This window comes from Streptomyces sp. NPDC088400 (genome assembly GCF_044753355.1).
GTDB lineage: Bacteria > Actinomycetota > Actinomycetes > Streptomycetales > Streptomycetaceae > Streptomyces.
On record NZ_JBIVMZ010000003.1, the window covers coordinates 37,555 to 58,400 of the forward strand.

General features: G+C 68.5%; 20 protein-coding genes and 2 pseudogenes. 10 read left to right on the forward strand and 12 right to left on the reverse strand.

From position 1 onward, the window contains the following. Positions 1-151 precede the first annotated feature (151 nt). Entirely contained in the window at positions 152-358 is a 207-nt protein-coding gene (locus ACIQD6_RS08285) for a hypothetical protein (RefSeq protein WP_401879698.1), read from the forward strand. Positions 359-371: 13 nt separating this feature from the next. Here the strand turns inward: ACIQD6_RS08285 and ACIQD6_RS08290 are convergent. Next, positions 372-620: pseudogene (locus tag ACIQD6_RS08290) on the reverse strand (helix-turn-helix domain-containing protein); the annotation flags it as partial. A gap of 215 nt (positions 621-835) precedes the next feature. On the opposite strand from ACIQD6_RS08290, the gene ACIQD6_RS08295 reads away from it, so the two are divergent. Then, positions 836-1,690, forward strand: a complete 855-nt coding sequence (locus ACIQD6_RS08295) for an alpha/beta fold hydrolase (RefSeq protein WP_401879700.1) — start codon at positions 836-838, stop codon at positions 1,688-1,690. Positions 1,691-1,710: 20 nt separating this feature from the next. Next, positions 1,711-2,505, forward strand: coding sequence for a MerR family transcriptional regulator (locus ACIQD6_RS08300; RefSeq protein ID WP_401879702.1), 795 nt, complete (start codon positions 1,711-1,713; stop codon positions 2,503-2,505). 623 nt (positions 2,506-3,128) lie between these two features. Here the strand turns inward: ACIQD6_RS08300 and ACIQD6_RS08305 are convergent. The 7 genes from ACIQD6_RS08305 to ACIQD6_RS08335 all read right to left on the reverse strand — a co-directional run bounded on the left by ACIQD6_RS08305 (position 3,129) and on the right by ACIQD6_RS08335 (position 8,737). Beyond that, positions 3,129-4,046 carry a cupin domain-containing protein gene (locus ACIQD6_RS08305; protein ID WP_401880741.1) on the reverse strand — a complete coding sequence of 306 codons (918 nt, stop codon included), beginning with the start codon at positions 4,044-4,046 and terminating at the stop codon, positions 3,129-3,131. A 70-nt stretch (positions 4,047-4,116) separates the two neighbouring features. Beyond that, complete coding sequence (locus tag ACIQD6_RS08310) at positions 4,117-5,025, reverse strand: zinc-binding dehydrogenase (protein WP_401879705.1); 909 nt, start codon at positions 5,023-5,025, stop codon at positions 4,117-4,119. Positions 5,026-5,923: 898 nt separating this feature from the next. Then, positions 5,924-6,055, reverse strand: coding sequence for a hypothetical protein (locus ACIQD6_RS08315; protein WP_401879708.1), 132 nt, complete (start codon positions 6,053-6,055; stop codon positions 5,924-5,926). 244 nt (positions 6,056-6,299) lie between these two features. Further along, positions 6,300-6,731 carry a hypothetical protein gene (locus ACIQD6_RS08320; RefSeq protein WP_401879711.1) on the reverse strand — a complete coding sequence of 144 codons (432 nt, stop codon included), beginning with the start codon at positions 6,729-6,731 and terminating at the stop codon, positions 6,300-6,302. 1,031 nt (positions 6,732-7,762) lie between these two features. After that, positions 7,763-8,023 carry a VOC family protein gene (locus ACIQD6_RS08325; protein WP_401879714.1) on the reverse strand — a complete coding sequence of 87 codons (261 nt, stop codon included), beginning with the start codon at positions 8,021-8,023 and terminating at the stop codon, positions 7,763-7,765. Further along, positions 7,918-8,310, reverse strand: a complete 393-nt coding sequence (locus ACIQD6_RS08330; RefSeq protein WP_401879716.1) for an SDR family NAD(P)-dependent oxidoreductase — start codon at positions 8,308-8,310, stop codon at positions 7,918-7,920. Before ACIQD6_RS08330 ends, ACIQD6_RS08325 begins: the two co-directional genes overlap by 106 nt. Positions 8,311-8,362: 52 nt before the next feature. Next, entirely contained in the window at positions 8,363-8,737 is a 375-nt protein-coding gene (locus tag ACIQD6_RS08335) for a hypothetical protein (protein WP_401879719.1), read from the reverse strand. Between the two features lie 422 nt (positions 8,738-9,159). On the opposite strand from ACIQD6_RS08335, the gene ACIQD6_RS08340 reads away from it, so the two are divergent. After that, entirely contained in the window at positions 9,160-9,441 is a 282-nt protein-coding gene (locus tag ACIQD6_RS08340; RefSeq protein WP_401879722.1) for a hypothetical protein, read from the forward strand. A 520-nt stretch (positions 9,442-9,961) separates the two neighbouring features. On the opposite strand, the gene ACIQD6_RS08345 is transcribed toward ACIQD6_RS08340, so the two are convergent. Next, complete coding sequence (locus tag ACIQD6_RS08345; protein WP_401879725.1) at positions 9,962-10,615, reverse strand: M15 family metallopeptidase; 654 nt, start codon at positions 10,613-10,615, stop codon at positions 9,962-9,964. A 390-nt stretch (positions 10,616-11,005) separates the two neighbouring features. Here ACIQD6_RS08345 and uppS point away from each other — a divergent pair, with 390 nt between their 5' ends. The 3 genes and pseudogenes from uppS to ACIQD6_RS08360 all read left to right on the forward strand — a co-directional run. Then, entirely contained in the window at positions 11,006-11,692 is a 687-nt protein-coding gene (gene uppS, locus ACIQD6_RS08350; RefSeq protein WP_401880742.1) for a polyprenyl diphosphate synthase, read from the forward strand. Further along, complete coding sequence (locus ACIQD6_RS08355; protein WP_401879728.1) at positions 11,689-13,152, forward strand: oxygenase MpaB family protein; 1,464 nt, start codon at positions 11,689-11,691, stop codon at positions 13,150-13,152. The genes uppS and ACIQD6_RS08355 overlap by 4 nt, the downstream gene beginning before the upstream one ends. 474 nt (positions 13,153-13,626) lie before the next feature. After that, a pseudogene (locus ACIQD6_RS08360) lies at positions 13,627-13,761 on the forward strand (transposase); the annotation flags it as partial. On the opposite strand, the gene ACIQD6_RS08365 reads toward ACIQD6_RS08360, so the two are convergent. Beyond that, the gene (locus ACIQD6_RS08365) at positions 13,752-14,333 is read right to left on the reverse strand and encodes a hypothetical protein (protein ID WP_401879731.1); all 582 of its coding nucleotides are present in this window, start codon (positions 14,331-14,333) and stop codon (positions 13,752-13,754) included. The pseudogene ACIQD6_RS08360 and the gene ACIQD6_RS08365 sit on opposite strands and share 10 nt — an antisense overlap. 252 nt (positions 14,334-14,585) lie before the next feature. On the opposite strand from ACIQD6_RS08365, the gene ACIQD6_RS08370 reads away from it, so the two are divergent. Then, positions 14,586-15,626, forward strand: a complete 1,041-nt coding sequence (locus ACIQD6_RS08370; RefSeq protein WP_401879734.1) for a vWA domain-containing protein — start codon at positions 14,586-14,588, stop codon at positions 15,624-15,626. A 544-nt stretch (positions 15,627-16,170) separates the two neighbouring features. Then, on the forward strand, positions 16,171-17,091 hold the full coding sequence (locus ACIQD6_RS08375) for a trypsin-like serine peptidase (RefSeq protein ID WP_401879737.1): 921 nt from the start codon (positions 16,171-16,173) through the stop codon (positions 17,089-17,091). A 167-nt stretch (positions 17,092-17,258) separates the two neighbouring features. Here the strand turns inward: ACIQD6_RS08375 and ACIQD6_RS08380 are convergent, their stop codons facing one another. Then, positions 17,259-17,801 carry a GNAT family N-acetyltransferase gene (locus tag ACIQD6_RS08380; RefSeq protein ID WP_401879740.1) on the reverse strand — a complete coding sequence of 181 codons (543 nt, stop codon included), beginning with the start codon at positions 17,799-17,801 and terminating at the stop codon, positions 17,259-17,261. Positions 17,802-17,988: 187 nt separating this feature from the next. Continuing rightward, positions 17,989-19,437 carry an argininosuccinate synthase gene (gene argG, locus ACIQD6_RS08385; protein WP_401879743.1) on the reverse strand — a complete coding sequence of 483 codons (1,449 nt, stop codon included), beginning with the start codon at positions 19,435-19,437 and terminating at the stop codon, positions 17,989-17,991. A 212-nt stretch (positions 19,438-19,649) separates the two neighbouring features. Between argG and ACIQD6_RS08390 the strand changes: the two genes are divergently transcribed. Further along, positions 19,650-20,264 carry a dihydrofolate reductase family protein gene (locus tag ACIQD6_RS08390; RefSeq protein WP_401879746.1) on the forward strand — a complete coding sequence of 205 codons (615 nt, stop codon included), beginning with the start codon at positions 19,650-19,652 and terminating at the stop codon, positions 20,262-20,264. Positions 20,265-20,846 lie beyond the last annotated feature (582 nt).

The window sequence follows — 20,846 nt, forward strand, 5'->3', positions numbered from 1 at the left end:
CCCCGTTGTTGTTGCCGGCGGCCCCCCCGCGCCGGGCCCGCGCGGCCCCCCCCCCCCCCCTCCTCAACACCGGGGGGGGGCCCCGGGCCCCGGGCGGGCCCCACCGCCGTAGTTCCCTAACCGAGGCCGCCTCCCGTCCCCGCTGACACTCGTGGGCAGCCCGCAGCAAGATGCACTTGGCCCGGGAACGCGCCGCCGGGCCAAGGCTGTCATCGCCCGCGCCGACAACTCACAGACACCACGTACCTCGATCACCAGCCTGATCACGGGGCTGCACCCGCTCGAACACGGCGTGCTGCGGCTGACGACGAACTCGGCCATCAGCCCGACCCGGCCGTCGTCCTGCGGTCCTGACTGAAGGTCTTCGGTCAGCCTCCCTTGTGCCTCGGGTAGAGCGAGGAGAAGCCGTCCGCGTTGAAGTTGTGGAGTACGTCGCGGATCCGATCCGGACTGGCGAACGTGACCGTCGCGATCTTGTTCACATTCATACCCTGGACGGACAGCAGGACCATCCGGGCCCACCGCCAGGTCACCACCGACCCGGTGCCCCGGCGGACGATCCGCAGCAACCGTCGTCCCTCATCGTCATCGATCTCACGGACCCGCACACGTTCAGCCACGTGGGCATTCTGACCGCCCAGAGGTCAGCGGCCGCGGGTGTGCGGAGGGCATGTCGCCTCGCCGGTTGACCCTGACGCAGGGGCAACCTCTCAGCATGGTTGGCATGACTACGAGAACCAGTGCGATCGAGGTCGCCGGACTGGGCAAGTCGTACGGCGACCATGAGGTGGTCGCCGGAGTCGACCAGAGACTTCACTCACGGACGATCACCCACATGCCGACCGGCGACGACGGAGAGCGGGACGAGAGACGGGACAGGGCGATGCGGCACTTCACGGTCCACCACGACGGCGGCACGATCCCGGTATCCCGCTGTGGCCGGGGACGGCCTCTGCTCCTGTGCCCTGGACTCAACTCGACACAGGCCGACCTTCACGAGTTGACCGAACTCCTTCGACGCGACCACGACGTGGTGACCTTTGACCTCCGGGGCCATGGCCTTTCCTCGGCCGCCGACCGGTACTCCTTCAACGGGTTTCTGAGCGATCTCGTCGCCGTGCTGGCGGAGTCAAATCGCCTCGACCTGCCCGAGGCGCCTGTGCTCGTGGGCTACTCGCTGGGCGCGGACCTGGCCGTGCACTATGTCTCCGAGCATCCTGACACCGTCGCCGGGCTCGTCCTCATCGACGGGGCGAACGCGTTGCCCGAACCGTTCATCACTGACGCTGATCTGGCGGAGTTCCGCGCAATGGCGGAGGACATGGCGACGCAGCAAGAGGCCGAGCGATCCAGAGGCACGGCGCGTCAGGTGTCGCTCACCGCCCAGGACATCCACGACCTGAACCTCGAGATCGATGTGGTTCGGTCCCGAATCCTCGACCGGTACCGGAAGATCGACCACCCGATCAGCATGATCATTTCGACCTCGATCGCCGGCGACGGCACCGAAGGGCGTGCGCCGCGGCGCAACCAGCTCTGGCGTGCTGGCATCGAGCGGCTCGTTCACGAGCGGCCGCACATCTCCACGTCCTGGATCGACGCCGACCACCGGCTGGTCTTCACCCACGCCCCGGAAATCACGGAAATCATCCGGAGGCACACCAACCCAGCCGGCAGGCTGACTTCTTAAACATCTAGGAGACTGGCCCGGTGCTGACGATCGGCGAGCTGGCGTCGTACGCCGGCGTGACGGTGCGCGCGGTGAGGCACTATCACGCCGAGGGGCTACTGCCTGAGCCGGAGCGGGACCACTCCGGCTATCGGAGATACGACGCCGGCGCCGTGGTCGAGCTGATCAAGATCCGGACCCTCGCCGAGGCCGGGGTCCCGCTGGCACGCGTGCGGAAGCTGCTACAGGCCGACGAGGAGGAGTTCGCCGCGGCGGTCGCCGACATCGACAAGCGGCTGCGGGCAGAGATCCGGGAGCGGCAGCGGCACCGCAAGCGGATAGCCCAGCTCGCCGCCGGGGACAATCTGGCGCTGCCCCCGGAAGTGGTCAAGTTTCTCGACCGGCTGCGGTCGGTCGGAGTCGACGAGCGGATCGTCCAGGTCGAACGCGACGGCTGGATCCCGCTGGCCGCGCACTCACCCGAACGAGTCCCGGAGTGGATGGCACGTAAGCGGGAGCAGATCGCCGACTCACAGCTCATCGACTTCTATCTCACCCTGGGTCAGGCTCTCCACCGCCCCGACGACCCACGACTGGTGGAACTGGCCGACAAGCTGGCCGCCTACATCACGCAGATGGCGGAGGAGCAGGGCGAGGACTACATCGACGATGCCGACATCGAGCCACCGTTCGTCAAACTGATGGACACCTTGGCGTTCGACGCCGCGCCGCCGGCCCGTCGACTGATCGAGTTGCTGAAGAAGCGAGGCTGGACCGGCTGGACCAAACTCGAACGCGTGGACCCAACACAGGGCACGGCCGGAAAACGGCAGTAAGACGCTGCGGTGCAGCGATCCCGACGTCAACGGTGGCGGCGGGGCGGGGTCCTGCTGGGCGAGGGCGCTGGCGACGACTCTTTTCCGGACCAAGGAATTGATCACGAAGTGGCCCCCTTCAGCACCCGGGGAAGGTGGACGTGGGAGGTGCTCGACTTCGACGTCGTGCCGCCTCACTGTCGACGACGGCTCACCGTCGCCGTCCGGCTGGGAGACCCGCCATCTCCGCTTCCGGAGCCCTTCGCTGACCTCATGCGGGCATCCGTCCAGTCCTGCCAGCACTTGCCCTACGTCAGCGGCAGAAGTTCACAGTGGCTCTTCCCCGGCCGCCGGCCCGGACAGGCGATGAATCCGGGCAGTCTCCAAGTCCACCTGCGGGAGATCGGCATCCCGCCACAGCGCGGCAGGGCCCCCGCGATCCGCCAACTCGTTCTCCAAGCTCCGGCCCCGTCATCGCGAAGACGCTCGGTTACCACGACAAGACAGCCACCCGCCTGGTCACTGAAGCCGATGGAACCTGGAGCCGATACGCCTCCGGCGACCACACACGGTGACACCAGGCACGGCCTCAACGAGGAATACGCGACACCTCAACATGCGATCCCACCAGTCCCGAGGCCGGATCACTTGCGAAGTCGAGAACGGTACTCGCCAGGGGCCGTGCCTCGGGCACGTCTGAAGGCACGGCTGAAAGCGTGCGGAGAGCCGTATCCGACCGCGCCGGAGATCGACTCGACCGGCTCATCGGTATCGCGGAGCCGGACGGACGCCAGGTCGATGCGCCACTGCGTCACGTACGCGCCCGGCGTCTGTCCGAGGGCGGACCGGAAGCGCCTGGACAGCGTCGCCCGGGAGACGCTCGTCGCAGCGGCCAGGGTCTCCGTGGTCCAGGGGTGTTCCGGTCGGGCGTGGACACGTGCCAGAGCGTCGCGCACGACCGGATCACGCATCGCTCCCAGCCATGAGCCGGACTGTTCCTGCGGGTGGCGGGCCAGCCAGGCGCGTACGAACTGGACGAGCAGAAGGTCGACGATGCTGTTGATGGCGGCGGTGGTGCCGATCTGCGGCTGTGCGAGCTCCGCAGCGAGAAGTTCGACGGTCCTTCTGAGCTGCGCGTTCTCCCGGGCTGTGACGTGCATCGGCCGAGCGAGGGAGGTAAGCACCGGTGTGCGCACCTCCGGGTCCTGCTCGTAGTGCAGGACGATCACTTCCGTCTGTACCGGCGCCGAGCCCAGACGCAGGGCTCGGCCATCGCCAAAAGACCGGGCCGCCGCCTCACGGTCGCAGGAACCCATCGTCATGCTGGCGCCGCCGGCTATCCCGTGTGCGGTGCCCGGCGACACCAGGACGGCGTCTCCGGCCTGCGCCTGAAGAGGTTTCCCGCCTGGGACGTGGAGCCACATGGTGCCGCGGGACACCACGTGCAGTGCCGCTCCTGGAGAGGAGTCCAGCCGCAGGCCCCAGGTTCCTCCGGCCTTCAGCATGATCCCGAGCGCCCCACGCGCCCCCGAAACACGCAAGACCTCCGCCAGCACATCCATGGGTCCATTCTCGTCCACCACGGCGAACCGCCCACCGGCGGGCGAGGCGCATGTGTCCTCATCCACAGCGTCAGGCCACGTCAAGAACGGCCTTTCCGTGCACCTTCCGCGCGAACAGCGCCTGGACGGCGTCGTCCACGTCCTGCCAGTCGCCTCGCAGTCCGACCGGTGCCGAGAGCCTCCCGGCGGCCATGAGGCCCAGCAGGTCCGTCAGCTCCCCGCTGGTCGGCGTCATGTCGCCGTAGGTGGCGATGCTGCGGGGTTCGCCGAAGCCGAACAAGGTCCCTGACGGGAACGTGGTTTCCTGCCCCGAGGAGTAACCGACCAGGTGGATGGTGCCGCCCTCGGCGAGGGAACTCCAGGCCTGGGCCACCAGTGGTCCGCCGACCGTGTCCAGGACGAGGTCGAACCGGTCCCCGGTCTCGGCCAAGTCGGTCAGGACCTTGTCGGCGCCGAGTTCACGGAGTCCGGCGGCCCGCTCCGGCGAACCGACGAGTGCCGTCACCCGGGCGCCCGCCAGCGCCGCCAGCTGGACGGCGAAGTGCCCCACGCCCCCGCTGGCGCCGGTGATCAGAACGTTGCGCGCCAGCAGGGAACGCTTGCGCAGCACCCGGAATGGGGTGACTCCGGCGATCCCCAGCGCGGCGGCGTCGGCCAGGTCCACGCCCTCGGGGACGGTGCCGAGCGAGGCGGGGCTGACTGCCACCCGCTCCGCCCACGCGTGGGGAGCCATTCCCACTGCGACACGTGTACCTTCGGGCGGCCCCGAGCCGTCGGATGCGGCGCGCACCACGACGCCGGCCGCGTCGTGACCGTGTACAGCGCCGGCTGGCCACTGGTCCACGTAATTCAGCTCTCCGAAGTTGAGACCGATGTGCCGTATCTCCACCAACGTCTCACCGGCGGACGGTACGGGCTCATCGACATCGGCGAACCGGACGGGTCCGGCCTCACTGTGATCGACCACAAGGGCGCGCATAAGGGGTGTGTTTCCTTCTCTCCTGGGTGCGCCTGAACACTCGGCGCTGCAGCAGATCGAGTGCGCGAATGCCGCACTGCCGTCTTCTTGAAACCCTACGCAGGACCGGGACAGCGACCAGACCCGTGAGAATCAATCAGTTGACGATCTGTGTCAGTGCGACTCGCGGCGCGTCGAGCCCTGCACCCGCCCGGTGGATGCCGCTGTGACGGGCACAGACACGCCCGGCAATGTAATGATCTTGAGGCGTCAGCGCTTCCGTCGGGCGGCGGGGTCGGGCCGGGCGACTTGCCGGGCGACAGCGTCGACGCCGGGGCGTGCGTTCCGCTCCAGGGAGGGGACGGAGATGTGGCAGGAGCGGGCCAGGAGCATCGAGGTGAAGGTGCCGCTCCGCGCGGGCAGCCGCGCGTTCGGCCAGCGCCTCCAGCAGCGACGGAACGTCAATGACCGCGATGGGGACGGCAGGGGAGCACAATCGCCGATTCCGCCCCCAGGGTTCCGGGCAGTCCGCAAGCCTACCTGCGGGAGATCGGCGTCCCGCCACAGCGCGGCAGAATCTCCGCGATCCGCCAACTCGTCCTCCAAGCCCCGGCCCCGTCATCGCGAAGACGCTCGGTTACCACGACAAGACAGCCACCCGCCTGGTCACCGAAGCCGGAGGAACCTGGAGCCGATACGCCTCCGGCGACCACACACGGTGACACCAGGCACGGCCTCAACGAGGAATACGCGACACCTCAACATGCGAGCCCACCAGTCTCGCCCCCCAAGATGTCGCGGGCGACAGCCGGGGCACGGAGCCGCTCGCGGACGTCCTCGACGCGGTCAGCGGCCGGCGGGATCTGAGTGACGTCCGGGCTGGCGGGGAGGTGGAGGTAGCCGAACGAGATCAGGCGTATCAGGCAAGTTCGGGTTCTCCTGTTCCTGGCGGGGGTGCGGGGTCGGTGAAGACGGGCATGCCGAGGTCGACCAGGAACCTCCGGATCGGCTCCACTGCGCTGCCCTCCTCATCGAAGACCAGCCAGGGCACCGCCCCAACTCCCTCAGCTACCCGTCCCCATCTCGGCAGGCTGATCGACGGCATGTCACGTGATGTCGCGTCCAAGTCCGTTGCGCTCCTTCGTCGTTCGGATGCGCAACGTGTACCGGCTAGGCCACGCGGGTGAGGCACACGCCTCCGGCGTGTCTTCTCGTAGTCCGGTCAACACCTCAGTGTCGGCCGGCATGGCAACCAGACGACACGTCAACACAGGCGAACGTTGCCTGATGCGGCGCTAGTAAGGGCCTCCCCGAAAGAGCGTGCTCCCGCGCGAACGCGGCCGGTCGTCTCTTCGATGAGCGGCATCAGAACGGTCCTCCGGTGCTGAGCGTTCGGCGAGAGCACGCAACAGTCCCAGGCCTGCCAGGACTTCGGGGCGGTTGTCGGCCCGCTTCATCCACACGGGAAGCCGCGAGAACATCGCCATCGTCGGCGACGCGACACGCTCCCGCAGTACGGCGCCGACGTAGTCGCCCAGCTCATCAAGGTGCTTCTCGTTGTACGCCCACAGGATGTGCCCGGCGCACCGGGTCTGCAGCCACAGCGGCTGCCGGAAGAACGGGTCCTCGGTGCCCCCCAGCGCCGCGCCCACAAGCGCGGCGCCCTCCACCTCGGCTTCCCACTCGTCGGTGGCGCCGCACGTCGCGCACACGAGACGGCGCGGCATGAACATCAGTTCACTGAAAAACCGAGCCTCCCGAAGATCCGGCCTGGGCACCACGAGAGCGCGGCTGCCGCACCGCGGGCACACCACCAGAACGCGATCGGTGAACTGCGCCAGCCACCGTCCCGAATCGATGTGACGCGGCGGACGGCCCGACTCAGACTTCATAGCGAGCACCCTGGCACACAAGCAACGCTGCCTTGCGCTCGAGTTCCCGAACACGAGCCGAGAACCCCGCCAAGGCCGGCTGACCCCGGAACCGGCTCGGCGGCCCGCCCGTCAAGAGCCCCGCCGGAGACCGTGGAGAGCGCTGAGAACTTCGCGTTCGCCCGCGCCGTACTGGAGGTCTGCTTCCCGGCGGGACCCCTCGCCGCGCCGGAGCCGCCCCCGAGGTCCGTGCGAAGGACCTCGGGCGCGCCGGAGCCGCCCCCGAGGTCCGTGCGAAGGACCTCGGCGAGAGGGAGGCCCTGCCCTACTGGGGCAAGGCCCGATGCGTGCTGCGGGCCCTCATGCCGTACGCATGCGACGTGACCCGGGAGCGGATAGTCGAGGCCGAGGCGCGGTGCGCGCGGGCAGGGCTGGACACCACGGACTTCACAGCCCGCTGGACCCGCCGCATCCTCGCCTGGATCGCGCAAGAGATGCTGCACTGGAGCGGCCTGATGGTCGACGACACCACGGCACTCGCCTGCGACCCTTCCAAGGGTAATGACGACATACGGGTCGTGCGCACGCGCGTTGGCGCGGCAGGCGTTTGCGCCCCCTCCAGGGGTGATGACGACCGGGCACGGCGCGCTGGGGCGCGCCATGGGCTTCAGCAGAGCCACCGCGCAGTCCCGACGCGACACCCTGCTGAGGCCGGAGAGGGTCTGGGACTCGACGCGGACAGCGTCGGGCAGGAAACTCACCCTCGCGGCCTTGACATGATCACCAGCGTCTCGACAACGCACAGATCACACCGATGCCGCGCCGGAGGACCCCGGCCCAACCGGCCGGGGTCCTCTGTTTTCGATGTCCTACGCCGTCGACGGCCCTCAATATGTGCCGAAGGTCCACAGATTGCCCTCAGGATCCCGCACGGTACACACGTACGCCTCAGCACCCGGCCCGAACCGCGTTTCGTGTGGCGGTTCGAGGACCTCGCCACCAGCGTCAACCACCCGCCGATGCACCGCGTCCACGTCCTCGCTCACCACATAGAGCGCGGCTCCTGCCCCGCGGTCGGCCACCGAGGGGCCGGTTGCCAGCTCCACCGTGACAGAAGAGCCGTCAGGCAGAACGTCGAAGTCCTCCACCGCACGATCGCAGGGAGTGCCTCAACCTCGATCTGCGCCCGGGCCTGTTCCTCGCTGATCTCCTCGACCATGCCGAACAGGCCGTAGCCGACGTTGTTGACCACGACGTCGAGGCGGCCGAAGCGGTCGGCGGCCTGACGTACCGCGACATCGACGGCCGCGCGGTCGGTGGCGTCCAGCTGGATCGGCAGCAGGTTGTCGCCGTGGGTCTTGATCAGGTCGTCGAACGCGTCGGGGGCCCGGCTCGGGCGACCCGGTCGCTCCGTTCCAGTGCCGCCTCGGTCCACTGCCCGCCGAACCCCTTGGACGCGCCGGTGATGAACCATGTCTTCGCGGCTGTCATGTCGTGCCCCTGCGTTCCTCGGTGCCGGTTGGGGTTCCCCAACTACGCTGAGTGAGCGGGGAATTCGCGGGGATGACGGCCAGGCCGTCGACCTCGATGAGCCATTCGGGCCGTCCGAGTGCCTGGACGCCGATGAGGGTGCTCGCCGTGCGGGGCCAGTCGCCGCCGAAGGCCCGCCGGCCCGCCGCGAAGATCGGCTCGACCAGCTCGGGGCGGTGTCCCACGACGTGGATGGTGTTCTTCAACAGGTCACATGGGCCGCAGCCGACCGCAGCCAGTGCGGCGGCGACATGCAAGAGGCGGCGGTCGCGCCGCTGGACTGGAGCGAGGCCGATGTCAAGGTGGCCGAAGGATTCTTCGCCCACCACCACGGTGAGGCATCCATACTCCAGGGCACCGTCGGGCCGATCGGCACCTACCTCTCCCCCACCGGTGCATTCACCCTGCGCACCACCGGCCGCCTCGGCGGGATCGAAGGCCCCGGACGCCGGCTCTCACAGTCCTCGCGGCTGTTCATCGACATGGGCAATAAGAACGCCCTGCGGGACGGCAGCCTGGCCGCGACCGTCACCAAGGTCCGCCTGGTCCACGCCTCCATACGTCAACTGCACAAGAAGAGCGGTGTGTGGGACTACGCGAAGTGGGGGGCCCGTCTCGCAGAAGTGCACCACCGGCGCCGCCTGCGTCTTCAGCACCCAGATCCTCCAGGCGATGAGGAATCTGGGCCTGGACGTCTCCCGCGACGACGCCCACGGCTTCGTGGGGGCCTGGCATCCACGATGCGTACGTCGCGATGGTCCGTACCGCGTTCACCGACAAGTACGCCGATATGGCCGGCCTCAAGCGCAGCGTCCTCGATGCGGCCGGAAAACCCCTCGCCACCGGCCACGGACTTCTCAGCGGCACCGCAGGCGGACTTCTCGGCGGCACCGCCAAGAACGTAGTCGGCGTCAACCCGTACAAGGAGGTCATCGGCCTCGCCTCGAAGGCGTTCAACGATGTCGAACGCCACGCCCTGACGCACGACCAGGACGACCAACCCCAGATGCACCAGGAACTGAACTACAACCGCTGACCAGCCACCTCACACCCGGGTTCAGCTCGGCCCCGTCGCCGCCGAGTTGAACGCCAGGCCACGCAGAAGGCGCAGCAACAGTGCCGCAGCGGTGATCCGGGTGGGAGTCACTGCGGTTGCCCCGCTCGGGGTGTTCCGCGGTCGAGGATCTCGACGGTCGGCCAGAGGTCATGACGCGCGTACGCGGAGCTGGATCAGCCGCTTACGGGCTCCCGTCACCGACACCCCCAGAGCCTGCGCCGTCGCGCTCAGCCGGTGTCATTGCTCAGCGAGGCGCGCAGCGACGTCTCCGGCGCGGGCGCGTCCTCATGCACGAGCCCGCGCCGGGTCAGCGCCCACTCCCGTACGGCAGGCAGGCGCAGCAGCGCCTCGAAGGCGTCCTCGGCGGGGGCTGCGAGCGCCGGTCCGGTTCGTGGTCCGTCACGCGTGGCAACACCGTGGTTCGCAGGGTGGGAGGACCTAGGCCGGTTCTTCGCCGGCCGCGGAGTCGTCCTCGGTAAACAGGAACACGGCGCCCGTCTCAGCTGAGGTCCCGGGGGCCGTAGCGGGCCGCTGCCGCACCGGTGGTCATGGCCCAGTATCGGTCCTGGAAGGACCAGTGCCACCACTCCGTCGGATAGTTCACCAGGTCCACAGCCGTCAGAGCCGCACCCAGAATCTCGCGGTGGGCGCGCGCCCTCTCACTGATGTTTCCGGCGGCGGTGTAGCAGGCGCCGTCGCTCTCCTCCGGACTCGCGTTCATCCGGGTGCCCAGGTCGAGTTCACGGCCGTCCGCGCCGGCGAGGGTCAGATCGACGGCCGCCCCAGCGGTGTGCGGCGCGATCTCCGGAGGTGACACGTACCGGCTGGCGGCTGAGCGAATCTGCGCCGAGGTCCAGTGCGGGTGGGCTGCCCGGAGCTCGGCGGCATACTCCACGAAGTACCGCTGCTGGACCGAGGGAAGCCGGTATCCCTCGACCACGAGCAGCCGCAACCCCCGTGGCAGCGACTCCTGAGCCTTGACGAGACGGTCGACAAACCCGTCGCGGAGGAAACAGAAGGTTCCCGCCTGGTCTTCCTTTCGCGTATCGACCAGCAATGAGCCGTCGGCCCTGACATCCACCAGGCGCTCTCCGCACTCCTCCACCGGCACGGCGGCAACCCTCGGATCCGACATCAGAATGATCTCCGTCATACGCCGATCATCTCCCGGCGCTTCGGTTTACGCGAAGCGCACGAGTCCGGCGCTCTACCACTCGGACGGATTCGAACGTACAAGTCAAGGGTGACGGTCACTCGTTCGGCCGGTCAGGACCTTTTCGCGCTGTCAGACTCCCGGGAGGGAACGCGCCGGTGGGGCGTGGGCAAGACGGGAGCGGCGAGGCAGAGTGGGCGTGACCGAGCGCGGTTCGGCCACCGTGCCGCTCCGGACAGGGCGAGGCCGGGCGTGACAGACCACGGTGTCCCGCGCGCACGCGCGGTGACGGGGGACGGACCGGGCGGGCGACAGTGCGGTGGCGGACCCGGCGGGCAGCGGCGGGACGAGGAGGCGGCGCGTGCGGGGCCGCGGCACGTGGCCTGCGTGATGGACGGCAACGGGCGTTGGGCGCAACGGCGTTCGCTTCCCCGTACGGCGGGTCACCGGGCCGCGGAGACCGCCGTCATCGACGTCATCGAGGCGGCACGGGCCAGCGGCGTGGAGTGGCTCAGCCTGTACGCCTTCTCCACCGAGAACTGGAACCGCCCTGGCACCGAGGTCGAATTCCTGATGCGTCTGGTGCGCCGGGTTGTGCGCAAGCATGCGCCTCTGCTGCTCGCGCGCGGCATCCGCTGCCGTTTCCTCGGGGTCGCCGACCCGCGCATCCCCCGTGAACTGGCCCAGGACTTCGACGACTTGGCGGTGCTGACCGCCGACAACCGGGGGATGACGCTGACCGTCGCCTTCGACCATGGCGGGCGCCGGGACATCGTCGAGGCGGCGAGGTCACTGATCCGCAGCGGGACGCCCGCCGACGAGGTGACCGAGCAACTCTTCGCGGACCACCTGCCTTTCCCCGACACTCCCGATGTGGATCTGGTCATCCGTACCTCCGGTGAGCAGCGCATATCCAACTTCATGCTCTGGCAGGTCGCCTATGCCGAGTGGGTCTTCCCCGAGGTGCTCTGGCCGGACTTCCGGGCTCCCGACTTCCTCGCCTGTCTGCACACCTACCGGCGCCGCGACCGCCGCTTCGGCGGCGTGCCCGCCCACGCGAACGGAGACCCATCATGACCACCGAAACCACGGGAACGGCCGACGAGGCATCCCTGTTCGGCCCGGAATCACAGTTCAGCGCATTCTTCGACGACCCGCGCTGGGCCCTGGCCATCATCCGCGCCACCGTGCTGGAGGCCGCTCACCCGCAGATCGGCGCCGCCCTCGTCGACAACTCCACCTTCGTCGCCCACCCTTGGCGCCGGCTGCGCAACACCTTCCTCAGCATGCGGCGCATGTTCGGCGCCGACCCAGCGGTACGCGAACGGGAGGCCGCCCGACTCAACCGGCTGCACGCCCGCATGAGCGGCTCCGACTCCCGCGGCCGCGCCTACGACGCGATGGACCGCGCGACCCGCGCCTGGGTGGTCGCCACGCTCTTCGAGAGCGCCGTCACCATGTGCCGGCTGAGCGGCCAGCCGCTCGACCAGGACACGATGGAGCAGATGTACGCCGAGTACCGCGCGTACCTCGCCGCGCTCGACGGCGACGCCACAGAACTCCCGGAGGACCTGAACGACTTCTGGCGATACTTCGACCGGGTCGTCGAAAACGAGTTGGAGAACACCGAGGCGGCCCGCGTCATCCTCTACCGGCTCTTCGACCACCTGCCCGCCCCTGCGCTGCTCGACGACGCGCCGACACTGTGGGCGGCCGGCCGCGCTGTCGCCGGTCCGCTCCTCGGCGCGATCACCGTCGCCTCGCTCCCCGAGCCCTACCGGCGCCGGGCCGGCCTGCCCGAGATGCCCGGCGCCCCAACCCTCATGCAGGGCGCCTACCTCACCGCCGGGCTCGCCCGATTCCTGCCCGAGGGCTGGATCAACGCCGAAAGCATCATCGAAGCCCTCTCACTCTCGCCCGACAGCGACGACCCCCGCGCCCGCACCGTAACCGCCCTGCGCGCCCGCATGAAGCGGGCATCGGCCCTGCTCCGCCTCCTCACGCCACTGAGCCGCGACACCAGCCCCGGCCCGGCACCTTCGGCGGGCGCAGAAGAGAACCGACGCTCGGCTGAGGAGTTCTTCCGCCGAGTGCTGGACCAGACCGGCGACGGCCACCTCGACTGGCCTGACCTCGCCGCCATGGCACGCGAACTCTCCACCCGCCTCGACCTGGACGAACCCGAGGAGACCCGGCTCTACGACGCCTTCGCCGCCTGGTGGCGCGAGCTCCAGGCCGCCCTCGACACGGACGGCGACGGTCGCGTCAGCGCCGATGAGTACGCCACCGCCGTACCCTCCCTCGCCGGACCCGCGCTCATCCACGTTGCCGAGGTCCTCTTCGACGCCACCGACAAGGACGGCAACGGGAGCATCGACGCGGACGAGTACCGAACCCTCTTCCGCACCGCCTTCCACCGCGACCTCACCAGCACCGACGGCGCCTACGGCCGGAGCGCCTTCGTGGGCGACTTCCTCTCCTTCATGGCGGGCCGCCGCACGGGCACCCCGTACGACCCCCTCCTCGCCGACGCCTGAGCTCATGCGCGGCACCACGCTGCGTACAAGGTCGCACCCTGGCCACATCGGGCAGGGGCGGCACCGTGCTGCGCGATGCGCTTACCGGACGGACTCGCGCCACACTGGCGGGCAGCGGAGACACAGTGGCGTATCCGGGTTCGGCGGCTTTCAGCCCGGACGGGCGCATTTTGGCCATCACAGCCGGAAAAACTGTGCAGTTGTGGGACGTACAACTACCCGGCCCTACTGCCGCACAACGCAAGATCTGCCGGGCCGTCGGCCGTAACCTCACAACAGAAGAACACGCAACCTATCTCCCAGACTCCCCACCGGGACCGGTGTGCCAGATCTGACACCAATCCTGGGGACCCACGAACCGGCTCCGCGAGCACGGCGGCGCGCTCGGCATCCACTGGACGGCCAGGCTCACGTACCGGGCACCGCCCGAGCACGGTGGACACGCCGGTCGGCGGGACCAGGGCGGCGACCACTCGCTCGCCGGATCTGACCGACGAGATCACCGCCGAGCTGACCGTACTGACCGGCTTCGACCAGGACCTCGCGGCCGAAGGCACCCGCACCTCCAACCGCATACGCGGCCTGCTCACCCAGTTCCACTACGGGCTCACAGTCGGTCTCTTGCGTACGCACTCGGTGTAGACGGCGAGGCGCACGGGGCTGCGCGTGCCGTACCAGTCCGCTACGAGGGTGTCCTCGGTGCCGGGGCGTTCGAGGCGGAGTGTCAGGAAGTCCTGCCCGCTCCGGTCGTCCCGGACCTTCCAACCGTCCGCGATGAGGCGCTCGCGCAGGCGGGTCAGGGCAGTACGGGCGTCGGTTCGGGTGACGGGTTCTGCCGCCCACGCGGTGTGGAAACTGTTGACCCCCGGCTGCGACTCGTCGAAGTGAGCCCAGTACTCCATCCCACGGTAGTAACAGTCGCCCGTGTCGATCTCTTCGTGGTCAAGGCGGGCAGCCTCCGGCAGTGCCATCAGGTCGTGCGCCCGCCGCGCGGTGTCCTGGATCCGGGTGACCTCGGCACGCGGATCCGCCTCCCGGTAGGGCTCTCCCGCCCACAGGCGCTGGAGTCCGGCGAACGCGGCAAAGGTCAGCGCGATCGCCACAGCGGACAGAACGATGCCACGGCGGCCGGGCCTGCGGCTTTCGGAAGCGGGAGCCGGGGCGGCTGCGGTGTCGGTCATGCAAGCGAGACTACGAGCGCGGCCGGGCAGACACATGAGTCGGAGTACTCAAGCATCATCGGGGCACAGCGCGAGAGTTCACATCACCGAGGGAAGTCGCAGTGTGAGCCAACGTGCCCATGTAACAGCAGGACATACAGCTGCTGGACCCGGCCATGCCCCATGGCTCTTCATCCGGTCCGGGAGCCAAGATCGATTGTCAGTGGTGGGTGAGACGGTAGGAACATCGAGTCGGGAAGAGAGTGAGCTGTCATGTCCGGAAATCAGAACTACATCAATCACGTTGCTCTTGTACTGGATGCCAGTTCGTCCATGTCGCACCTGAGCCGCAAGGTCGTCGAAGTCGCCGACCAGCAGATTGCCTATCTCGCCCGCCGATCGAGGGAACTGGACCAGGAAACCCGCGTCACGGTGTACGTCTTCGCGAACAAGGTGGAGTGCGTCATCTACGACAAGGACGTGCTGCGGATGCCGTCGCTGAAGGAGTTGTATCGAGTCGGCGGTATGACGGCTCTGCTGGCGGCGGCACTGAAGTCACAGCGAGAGCTGGCGCAGACAGCTCAACTGTACGGCGACCACAGCTTCCTGACGTTCGTACTCACCGACGGCCAGGAGAACGCAAGTCATCGCTGCCCGGATGCCCCTGCCAGGGATCCGCGTGAACTGGTCGAGGCCGTGGCCGAGATGATCGAGACACAGGAGGACAACTGGACGCTGGCCGTCCTCGTGCCGGACCAGATGGGCAAGCACGAGGCCATGCGGTGCGGTTTCCCGAAGGAAAACATCGCCATCTGGGACGCCACGAGCACCCAGGGTCTGGAGGAGGCCGGGCAGGTCATCCAGGAGGCCACCGAGAAATTCATGGTGGGCCGCGCTCAGGGCATCCGGGGATCGCGGGCGGTGTTCTCCGTGGGCGCGGAAGCGGTCAACAAGGACACCGTCAAGGCGGCCGGTCTCACCCCGGTGAATCCGTCGGAGTACCAGCTGATTTCGGTGGCTCGTGACACGGCGATCCGGGACTGGGTCATCGAATGCGGGCACACCTACCGTACCGGTGGTGCGTTCTACCAGCTGAGCAAGTCGGAGAAGATCCAGGCACGGAAGCAGATTGCCGTGCTGGAGAAGAAGACGGACCAGGTGTACACGGGGCCCGAGGCCCGCGCCCTGCTCGGCCTGCCGGACGTGGAAGTGCGCGTCAAACCGGACCACAACGACGACTTCACGATCTTCGTCCAGAGCACCAGCGTGAACCGGAAGCTCGTACCGCACACGCGGCTCCTGCTCATGATCTGACGCCTTGGAAACCCCGTCGGGTCCCGGAGGCTCCGTCGTCCCCGCATCCCACCAACTCCGCGAGATTCGCCGCGCCGTGGAGGAGGGGCAGGGCCAGTCCGAGCGGGCGCGCGGGCGGGCTCCGTCGAGTTCAGCGGCGAACTCGATCGGCGCCCCGTCCAGGGAGACGTCCCACAAAGGAAGCCAGTCCGCGCCAAGCCCCAAGACCCGGTCATGATCCGGAAAGCTGTCAGGCGACCGGATCCGTCATCGCCCAGACCCAGGGTCCGGGCCATCCGTACCAGCGTCGCCGCGCCGACTGTCCGGACCGGTATCGGAACGTCGGCCGCCATCCCTCCTCAAGTCGGGTCGGTTCGCCGCCAGCACCCAGGAACACCGAGAAGCCACTGCGGAGTTGCCCGGGAACGAGGTGATCGGGGGGCACGTACCGCGCACTTGTGTCACAGATCGTCGACAACGCAACCGAGCAGGCGAGTTCGACTCTCTTGCAGAGCGGAACGACAGCCCCTGTCCACAGCCCGCACCAGCCGAGGAGCCATCCGCTATGTCCGAGACACTGACCTCCATGATCCGGCGTCTCCGTGGCCGGGCCATGGGAATAGCCGTGGCCGGTACGACCCTCGCTCTCGCTGCCCCGATCCCGGCGACAGCCGCCACCGGCCAGGCCCGTGCCACCTCCGCCGACCCCGTCTCCGTCATGACGTACACCGCCAAGGAACGCCAGGAAGCCCTCTCCTACTGGACTCCCGCCCGTATGAAAGCCGTCGGGAAGTCCGTGGACCTCGGTCCGACCGGACCGAAGGCCAAACCGTGGCAGGGGACCGCTTTGAAGACCGTGGGGCGGCTCTTCTTCGTCAACGCGAACGGCGCCGACACCTGGTGCACGGCCAGCGCCGTGAAAAGCGCCAATCGCTCCGCCGTGATGACCGCGGCACACTGCGTGCGCCGGGGCTCCTCCCCCGGCAACACCAACATGTCGATGGTGTTCGTCCCGGGCTACAACAAGGGCACCAAACCACACGGCGCGTTCACGGTCCGCACCGCCGTGACCCCACGCAGCTGGGAGACGGATTCCACCGACGACATCTCCGCGCTGGTCGTCGACACCGACAAGAACGGCCGCAAGCTGACCGACGTCGTGGGCGGCCAGGACATCGCCTTCAACCGCCCCGTCGGCGGCACCATCTCCTCCTTCGGCTACTCCGCCACCCGCCCGCAGCTCGGCGAGGAACTCCTTCACTGCGTCGGTACGGCGAAGAAGCAGGATGGCCTGCAGGCCATCCCCTGCGACATGAGCGGCGGATCCAGCGGCGGCCCGTGGCTGGCCGACTTCAACACCACCACCGGCAACGGCGTCCTGGTCTCGGTCAACAGTTCGCTGGACTCCCTGACACCGACCGAAATGCAGGGAGAAGTGCTGGGAGCCACGGCCAGGAAGGTGTACGACCGGGCCCAACACGGCTGACGTGCCCAACACGGCTGACGCAGGAACACCGGTACCGACTGGCCGGCCGGCGCCCTGCCCTGGGGGGCGCCCGTCTCCAGCAGACCGTCCCGGCACTCCAGCACCACGCCATCCGCCCCGGACTCCATCTCGCCCCGGAGACCGCCGGACGAGCCTGTCGCCGGGCGTTACACGCGCCGTCGGCCGACCCGCCGGGCCAATACCTGTCCCGGCCATGCCTCGGACAGGAAACGATCGGTGGGAGTGAAACCGTTGCGCTCGTAGAACGCGACCAGTTCGCCCCCGCCACCCGCCCAGCAGTCGACCCGCAGCAACTCCGCACCGGCCCGCCGGGTCTCCTCGACGGCATGGGCCAGCAGCGCCGCCCCGATGCCCAGACCTGCGTGCCGCCGGTCGGAGACCAGCAGCCGGACGTACCGCTCAGGTTCCTCGGCCGGCGTGATCGGCATCTGAGGGCTGGGCCCAGAGTCCAACACCAGGGCTCCGACAGGTACTCCGTCCAACTCCGCGATGTGTGGGGCGTTCTCGGTCATGTACCGCTCGACCCGCATCACCCCGCCGGGCCTGCGCGAATACGGTGTTGTGCCCCACTGCTCGGTATTGCCGCGATCGTTCATCCAGGCCACCGCCGAGTCGAGCATGTCCAGCACGGCTCGTGCGTCGGCCAGGCTGCCCGGCCTGATCCGTATCCCCTGTGTGGTGCCGTTCACGGCGGAAGCTTAGACCGACCGGCAATTGAGGGACGGCGTCCGGCGGATCACGAGTTGCGAACCTTCCTGGGCTGACGAGGACAGGACGAGCGGAACCGCGTCCCGGAGCAGCGCCCGCCGCCGGCAGTGCTGCCGGCCGACGCTCCGACTCGTCGGACCGCAGCATCTACCTCGACACGCCGGTCAGTCAGTCGGTGCCGGACTCCATCGCGGCGCGGTCGAGCATCTCGTCGTCGCCGGAGACCTCGCCGCGTGAGGCGATGACCTCGGCGCCACCCTGCGGCATCGCGCCGATCAGTCCTGTCGAGGCTGCCTGGGCGGCACCGATGAGCGCAGGAGGGGCGGTACCGACCAGGCCGAGGCCGGCGTACTGCTCGAGCTTGGCGCGCGAGTCGGCGATGTCGAGGTTGCGCATGGTGAGCTGGCCGATCCGGTCCACCGGACCGAACGCCGAGTCCTCGGTGCGCTCCATCGACAGCTTGTCCGGGTGGTAGCTGAAAGCCGGGCCGGTGGTGTCCAGGATCGAGTAGTCCTCACCACGCCGCAGCCGCAGCGTCACCTCGCCGATGACCGCTGTGCCGACCCAGCGTTGCAGCGACTCCCGCACCATCAGCGCCTGCGGGTCGAGCCAGCGGCCCTCGTACATCAGCCGGCCAAGCCGCCGTCCCTCGTTGTGGTAGTGCGCCAGGGTGTCCTCGTTGTGGATCGCGTTGACCAGCCGTTCGTACGCCGCGTGCAGCAACGCCATCCCAGGTGCCTCGTAGATGCCGCGGCTCTTGGCCTCGATCACCCGGTTCTCGATCTGATCCGACATGCCCATGCCGTGCCGTCCACCGATCGCGTTCGCCTCCCTCACCAGGTCGACCGGGGTGGCGAACTCCTTGCCGTCGATCGTCACGGGGCGGCCCTGGTCGAAGCCGATCGTCACGTCCTCGGCAGCGATCTCGACCGCAGGATCCCAGAATCGCACGCCCATGATCGGGTCCACGGTCTCGATGCCGGTGTCAAGGTGCTCCAGGGTCTTGGCCTCGTGTGTGGCGCCCCAGATGTTGGCGTCGGTCGAGTAGGCCTTCTCGGTGCTGTCCCGGTAGGGCAGGCCGTGGGCCTGCAGCCACTCCGACATCTCCTTGCGGCCGCCGAGCTCGGATACGAAGTCCGCGTCCAGCCAAGGCTTGTAGATCCGCAGATGCGGGTTCGCGAGCAGGCCATACCGGTAGAACCGTTCGATGTCGTTGCCCTTGAACGTCGATCCGTCGCCCCAGATCTGTACGTCGTCCTCGTACATTGCCCGAACCAGCAGGGTCCCCGTGACGGCACGGCCGAGCGGCGTGGTGTTGAAGTAGGGGCGCCCGGCCGAGCGGATGTGGAACGCACCGCAGGTGAGCGCGGCCAAGCCCTCCTCGACCAGCGCCGCGCGGCAGTCGACCAGGCGGGCGATCTCGGCGCCGTACGTCGACGCGCGGCCGGGTACCGAGGCGATGTCGGGCTCGTCGTACTGGCCGATGTCGGCGGTGTAGGTGCACGGGACGGCGCCCTTGTCGCGCATCCACGCGACTGCGACCGACGTGTCGAGGCCACCGGAGAAGGCGATGCCGACGCGCTCGCCGGTGGGCAGGGAGGTGAGGACCTTAGACATGGGAAGAGTATGCAGTGAAATGCATGATCATGCAAAGCCGAACGCTTGAGTCGTCCCCCCAGCCATCGTCCGCATCCCCAGAGGGACGCCCCTATCCGTGTTCGAGCATGCGACACAGCGGTACCGAACACGGTAGGTACGGCATCCTTCCGACTCGTCCGGCCTCATGCGGTGAGCGATGAGTTTGGGCGGCGGATCTGGTCTGCCCTGGCATGACTCGAATCATCGCTGACATCTCGGTCTCCCTCGACGGCTTCGTCACGGGGCCCGATCCCCGCCCGGACAACGGTCTGGGAACCGGTGGCGAGGCCCTGCACGCCTGGGCGTTCTCCGACGACCCCGACGACCGCCGGGTTCTGCGCGAGGGGACCGCCCGCTCGGGCGCCGTTGTCCTCGGCCGCCGGCTTTTCGACATGGTCGACGGGCCGAACGGCTGGGACGACAAGACCGGCTACGGCGCCGGCGAGGTCGGCAAGCCCGCGTTCGTCGTCGTGACGAGTTCAAAGCCGGATTCGGTGCGGCTCACCGACCTCGACTGGATGTTTGTCACCACCGGCCTGCCCGACGCCGTCACCGCCGCGCGCGAACGCGCCGAGGCGGCGTCGTCGGACAGCGGCAAGGACCTGGACGTCGTCCTCATGGGCGGCGGCGCCACGATCGGCTCGGCGCTCGACGCCGGGCTGGTCGACGTGCTGAGCCTGCACCTCGCGCCCGTCGTGCTCGGTGCCGGGACGCCCCTGTTCACCGGCGCAGCACCGCGCTCCTTGGTGCAGCGGAGCGTGATCTCGACATCGACCGCGACGCACCTGACCTACGACGTCCTCTGACGACGTCGTTGCGGAACTTCACATCGAACAGTCAACGGCGCCCCGGTAGGGTGCCGTTGTTTCATGTGTTTCGCGTGACGGGGCCATCGGCATTCCCCACGGACGCTGCCGCTGCCGGGCACTCTCCTACCGGCGGGCTTCGGTGCTTCCGGATCGCCGTAAGCGGCAGTTGCGCCGTCGCCGCACCGGAGACCCATGTCCTTGCCGCCACATCCGGACGCCAAGAGGCCGCCGCGCCCATAGCCCACCTCGCATACCTCGTACGTCAGTTCACCATGCCGCTGCCTACGGAGTGAACCACCGAGGTAAAACCACACCTACGAGTGAATCGGTGGCGAACGCGATCGCAGTTGCCTGCATCTGTCGTGCGCTGGGGGCGCGACGGCAGACGAGTGATTCCACGAGGGTGGTTGCCCAGCGCGTCGGAGGCAACAACTCTCAGTAGGAGCCGGACCGGGGGGAGGGCGGAGACACTGCAACACAGCCTCAGCGCCTGCGCCGGGACAACTTCCCCCGCGCGCATGCCGGATTCGGCGAGACCCGGCTCCCATCGGTCACGGGGCCGCTGCGACTCACATCCGT

What these genes read in the sequence shown, in the direction of transcription:
- ACIQD6_RS08375 (WP_401879737.1), top strand. Translation starts at nt 16,171, where the DNA reads ATGTCCGAGACACTGACCTCCATGATCCGGCGTCTCCGTGGCCGGGCC.
- argG (WP_401879743.1), bottom strand. Translation starts at nt 19,437, where the DNA reads ATGTCTAAGGTCCTCACCTCCCTGCCCACCGGCGAGCGCGTCGGCATC.
- ACIQD6_RS08295 (WP_401879700.1), top strand. Translation starts at nt 836, where the DNA reads ATGCCGACCGGCGACGACGGAGAGCGGGACGAGAGACGGGACAGGGCG.
- ACIQD6_RS08370 (WP_401879734.1), top strand. Translation starts at nt 14,586, where the DNA reads ATGTCCGGAAATCAGAACTACATCAATCACGTTGCTCTTGTACTGGAT.
- ACIQD6_RS08365 (WP_401879731.1), bottom strand. Translation starts at nt 14,333, where the DNA reads ATGACCGACACCGCAGCCGCCCCGGCTCCCGCTTCCGAAAGCCGCAGG.
- ACIQD6_RS08310 (WP_401879705.1), bottom strand. Translation starts at nt 5,025, where the DNA reads ATGCGCGCCCTTGTGGTCGATCACAGTGAGGCCGGACCCGTCCGGTTC.
- ACIQD6_RS08320 (WP_401879711.1), bottom strand. Translation starts at nt 6,731, where the DNA reads ATGCCGCGCCGTCTCGTGTGCGCGACGTGCGGCGCCACCGACGAGTGG.
- ACIQD6_RS08390 (WP_401879746.1), top strand. Translation starts at nt 19,650, where the DNA reads ATGACTCGAATCATCGCTGACATCTCGGTCTCCCTCGACGGCTTCGTC.
- uppS (WP_401880742.1), top strand. Translation starts at nt 11,006, where the DNA reads ATGGACGGCAACGGGCGTTGGGCGCAACGGCGTTCGCTTCCCCGTACG.
- ACIQD6_RS08340 (WP_401879722.1), top strand. Translation starts at nt 9,160, where the DNA reads ATGGTCCGTACCGCGTTCACCGACAAGTACGCCGATATGGCCGGCCTC.
- ACIQD6_RS08345 (WP_401879725.1), bottom strand. Translation starts at nt 10,615, where the DNA reads ATGACGGAGATCATTCTGATGTCGGATCCGAGGGTTGCCGCCGTGCCG.
- ACIQD6_RS08355 (WP_401879728.1), top strand. Translation starts at nt 11,689, where the DNA reads ATGACCACCGAAACCACGGGAACGGCCGACGAGGCATCCCTGTTCGGC.
- ACIQD6_RS08305 (WP_401880741.1), bottom strand. Translation starts at nt 4,046, where the DNA reads ATGGATGTGCTGGCGGAGGTCTTGCGTGTTTCGGGGGCGCGTGGGGCG.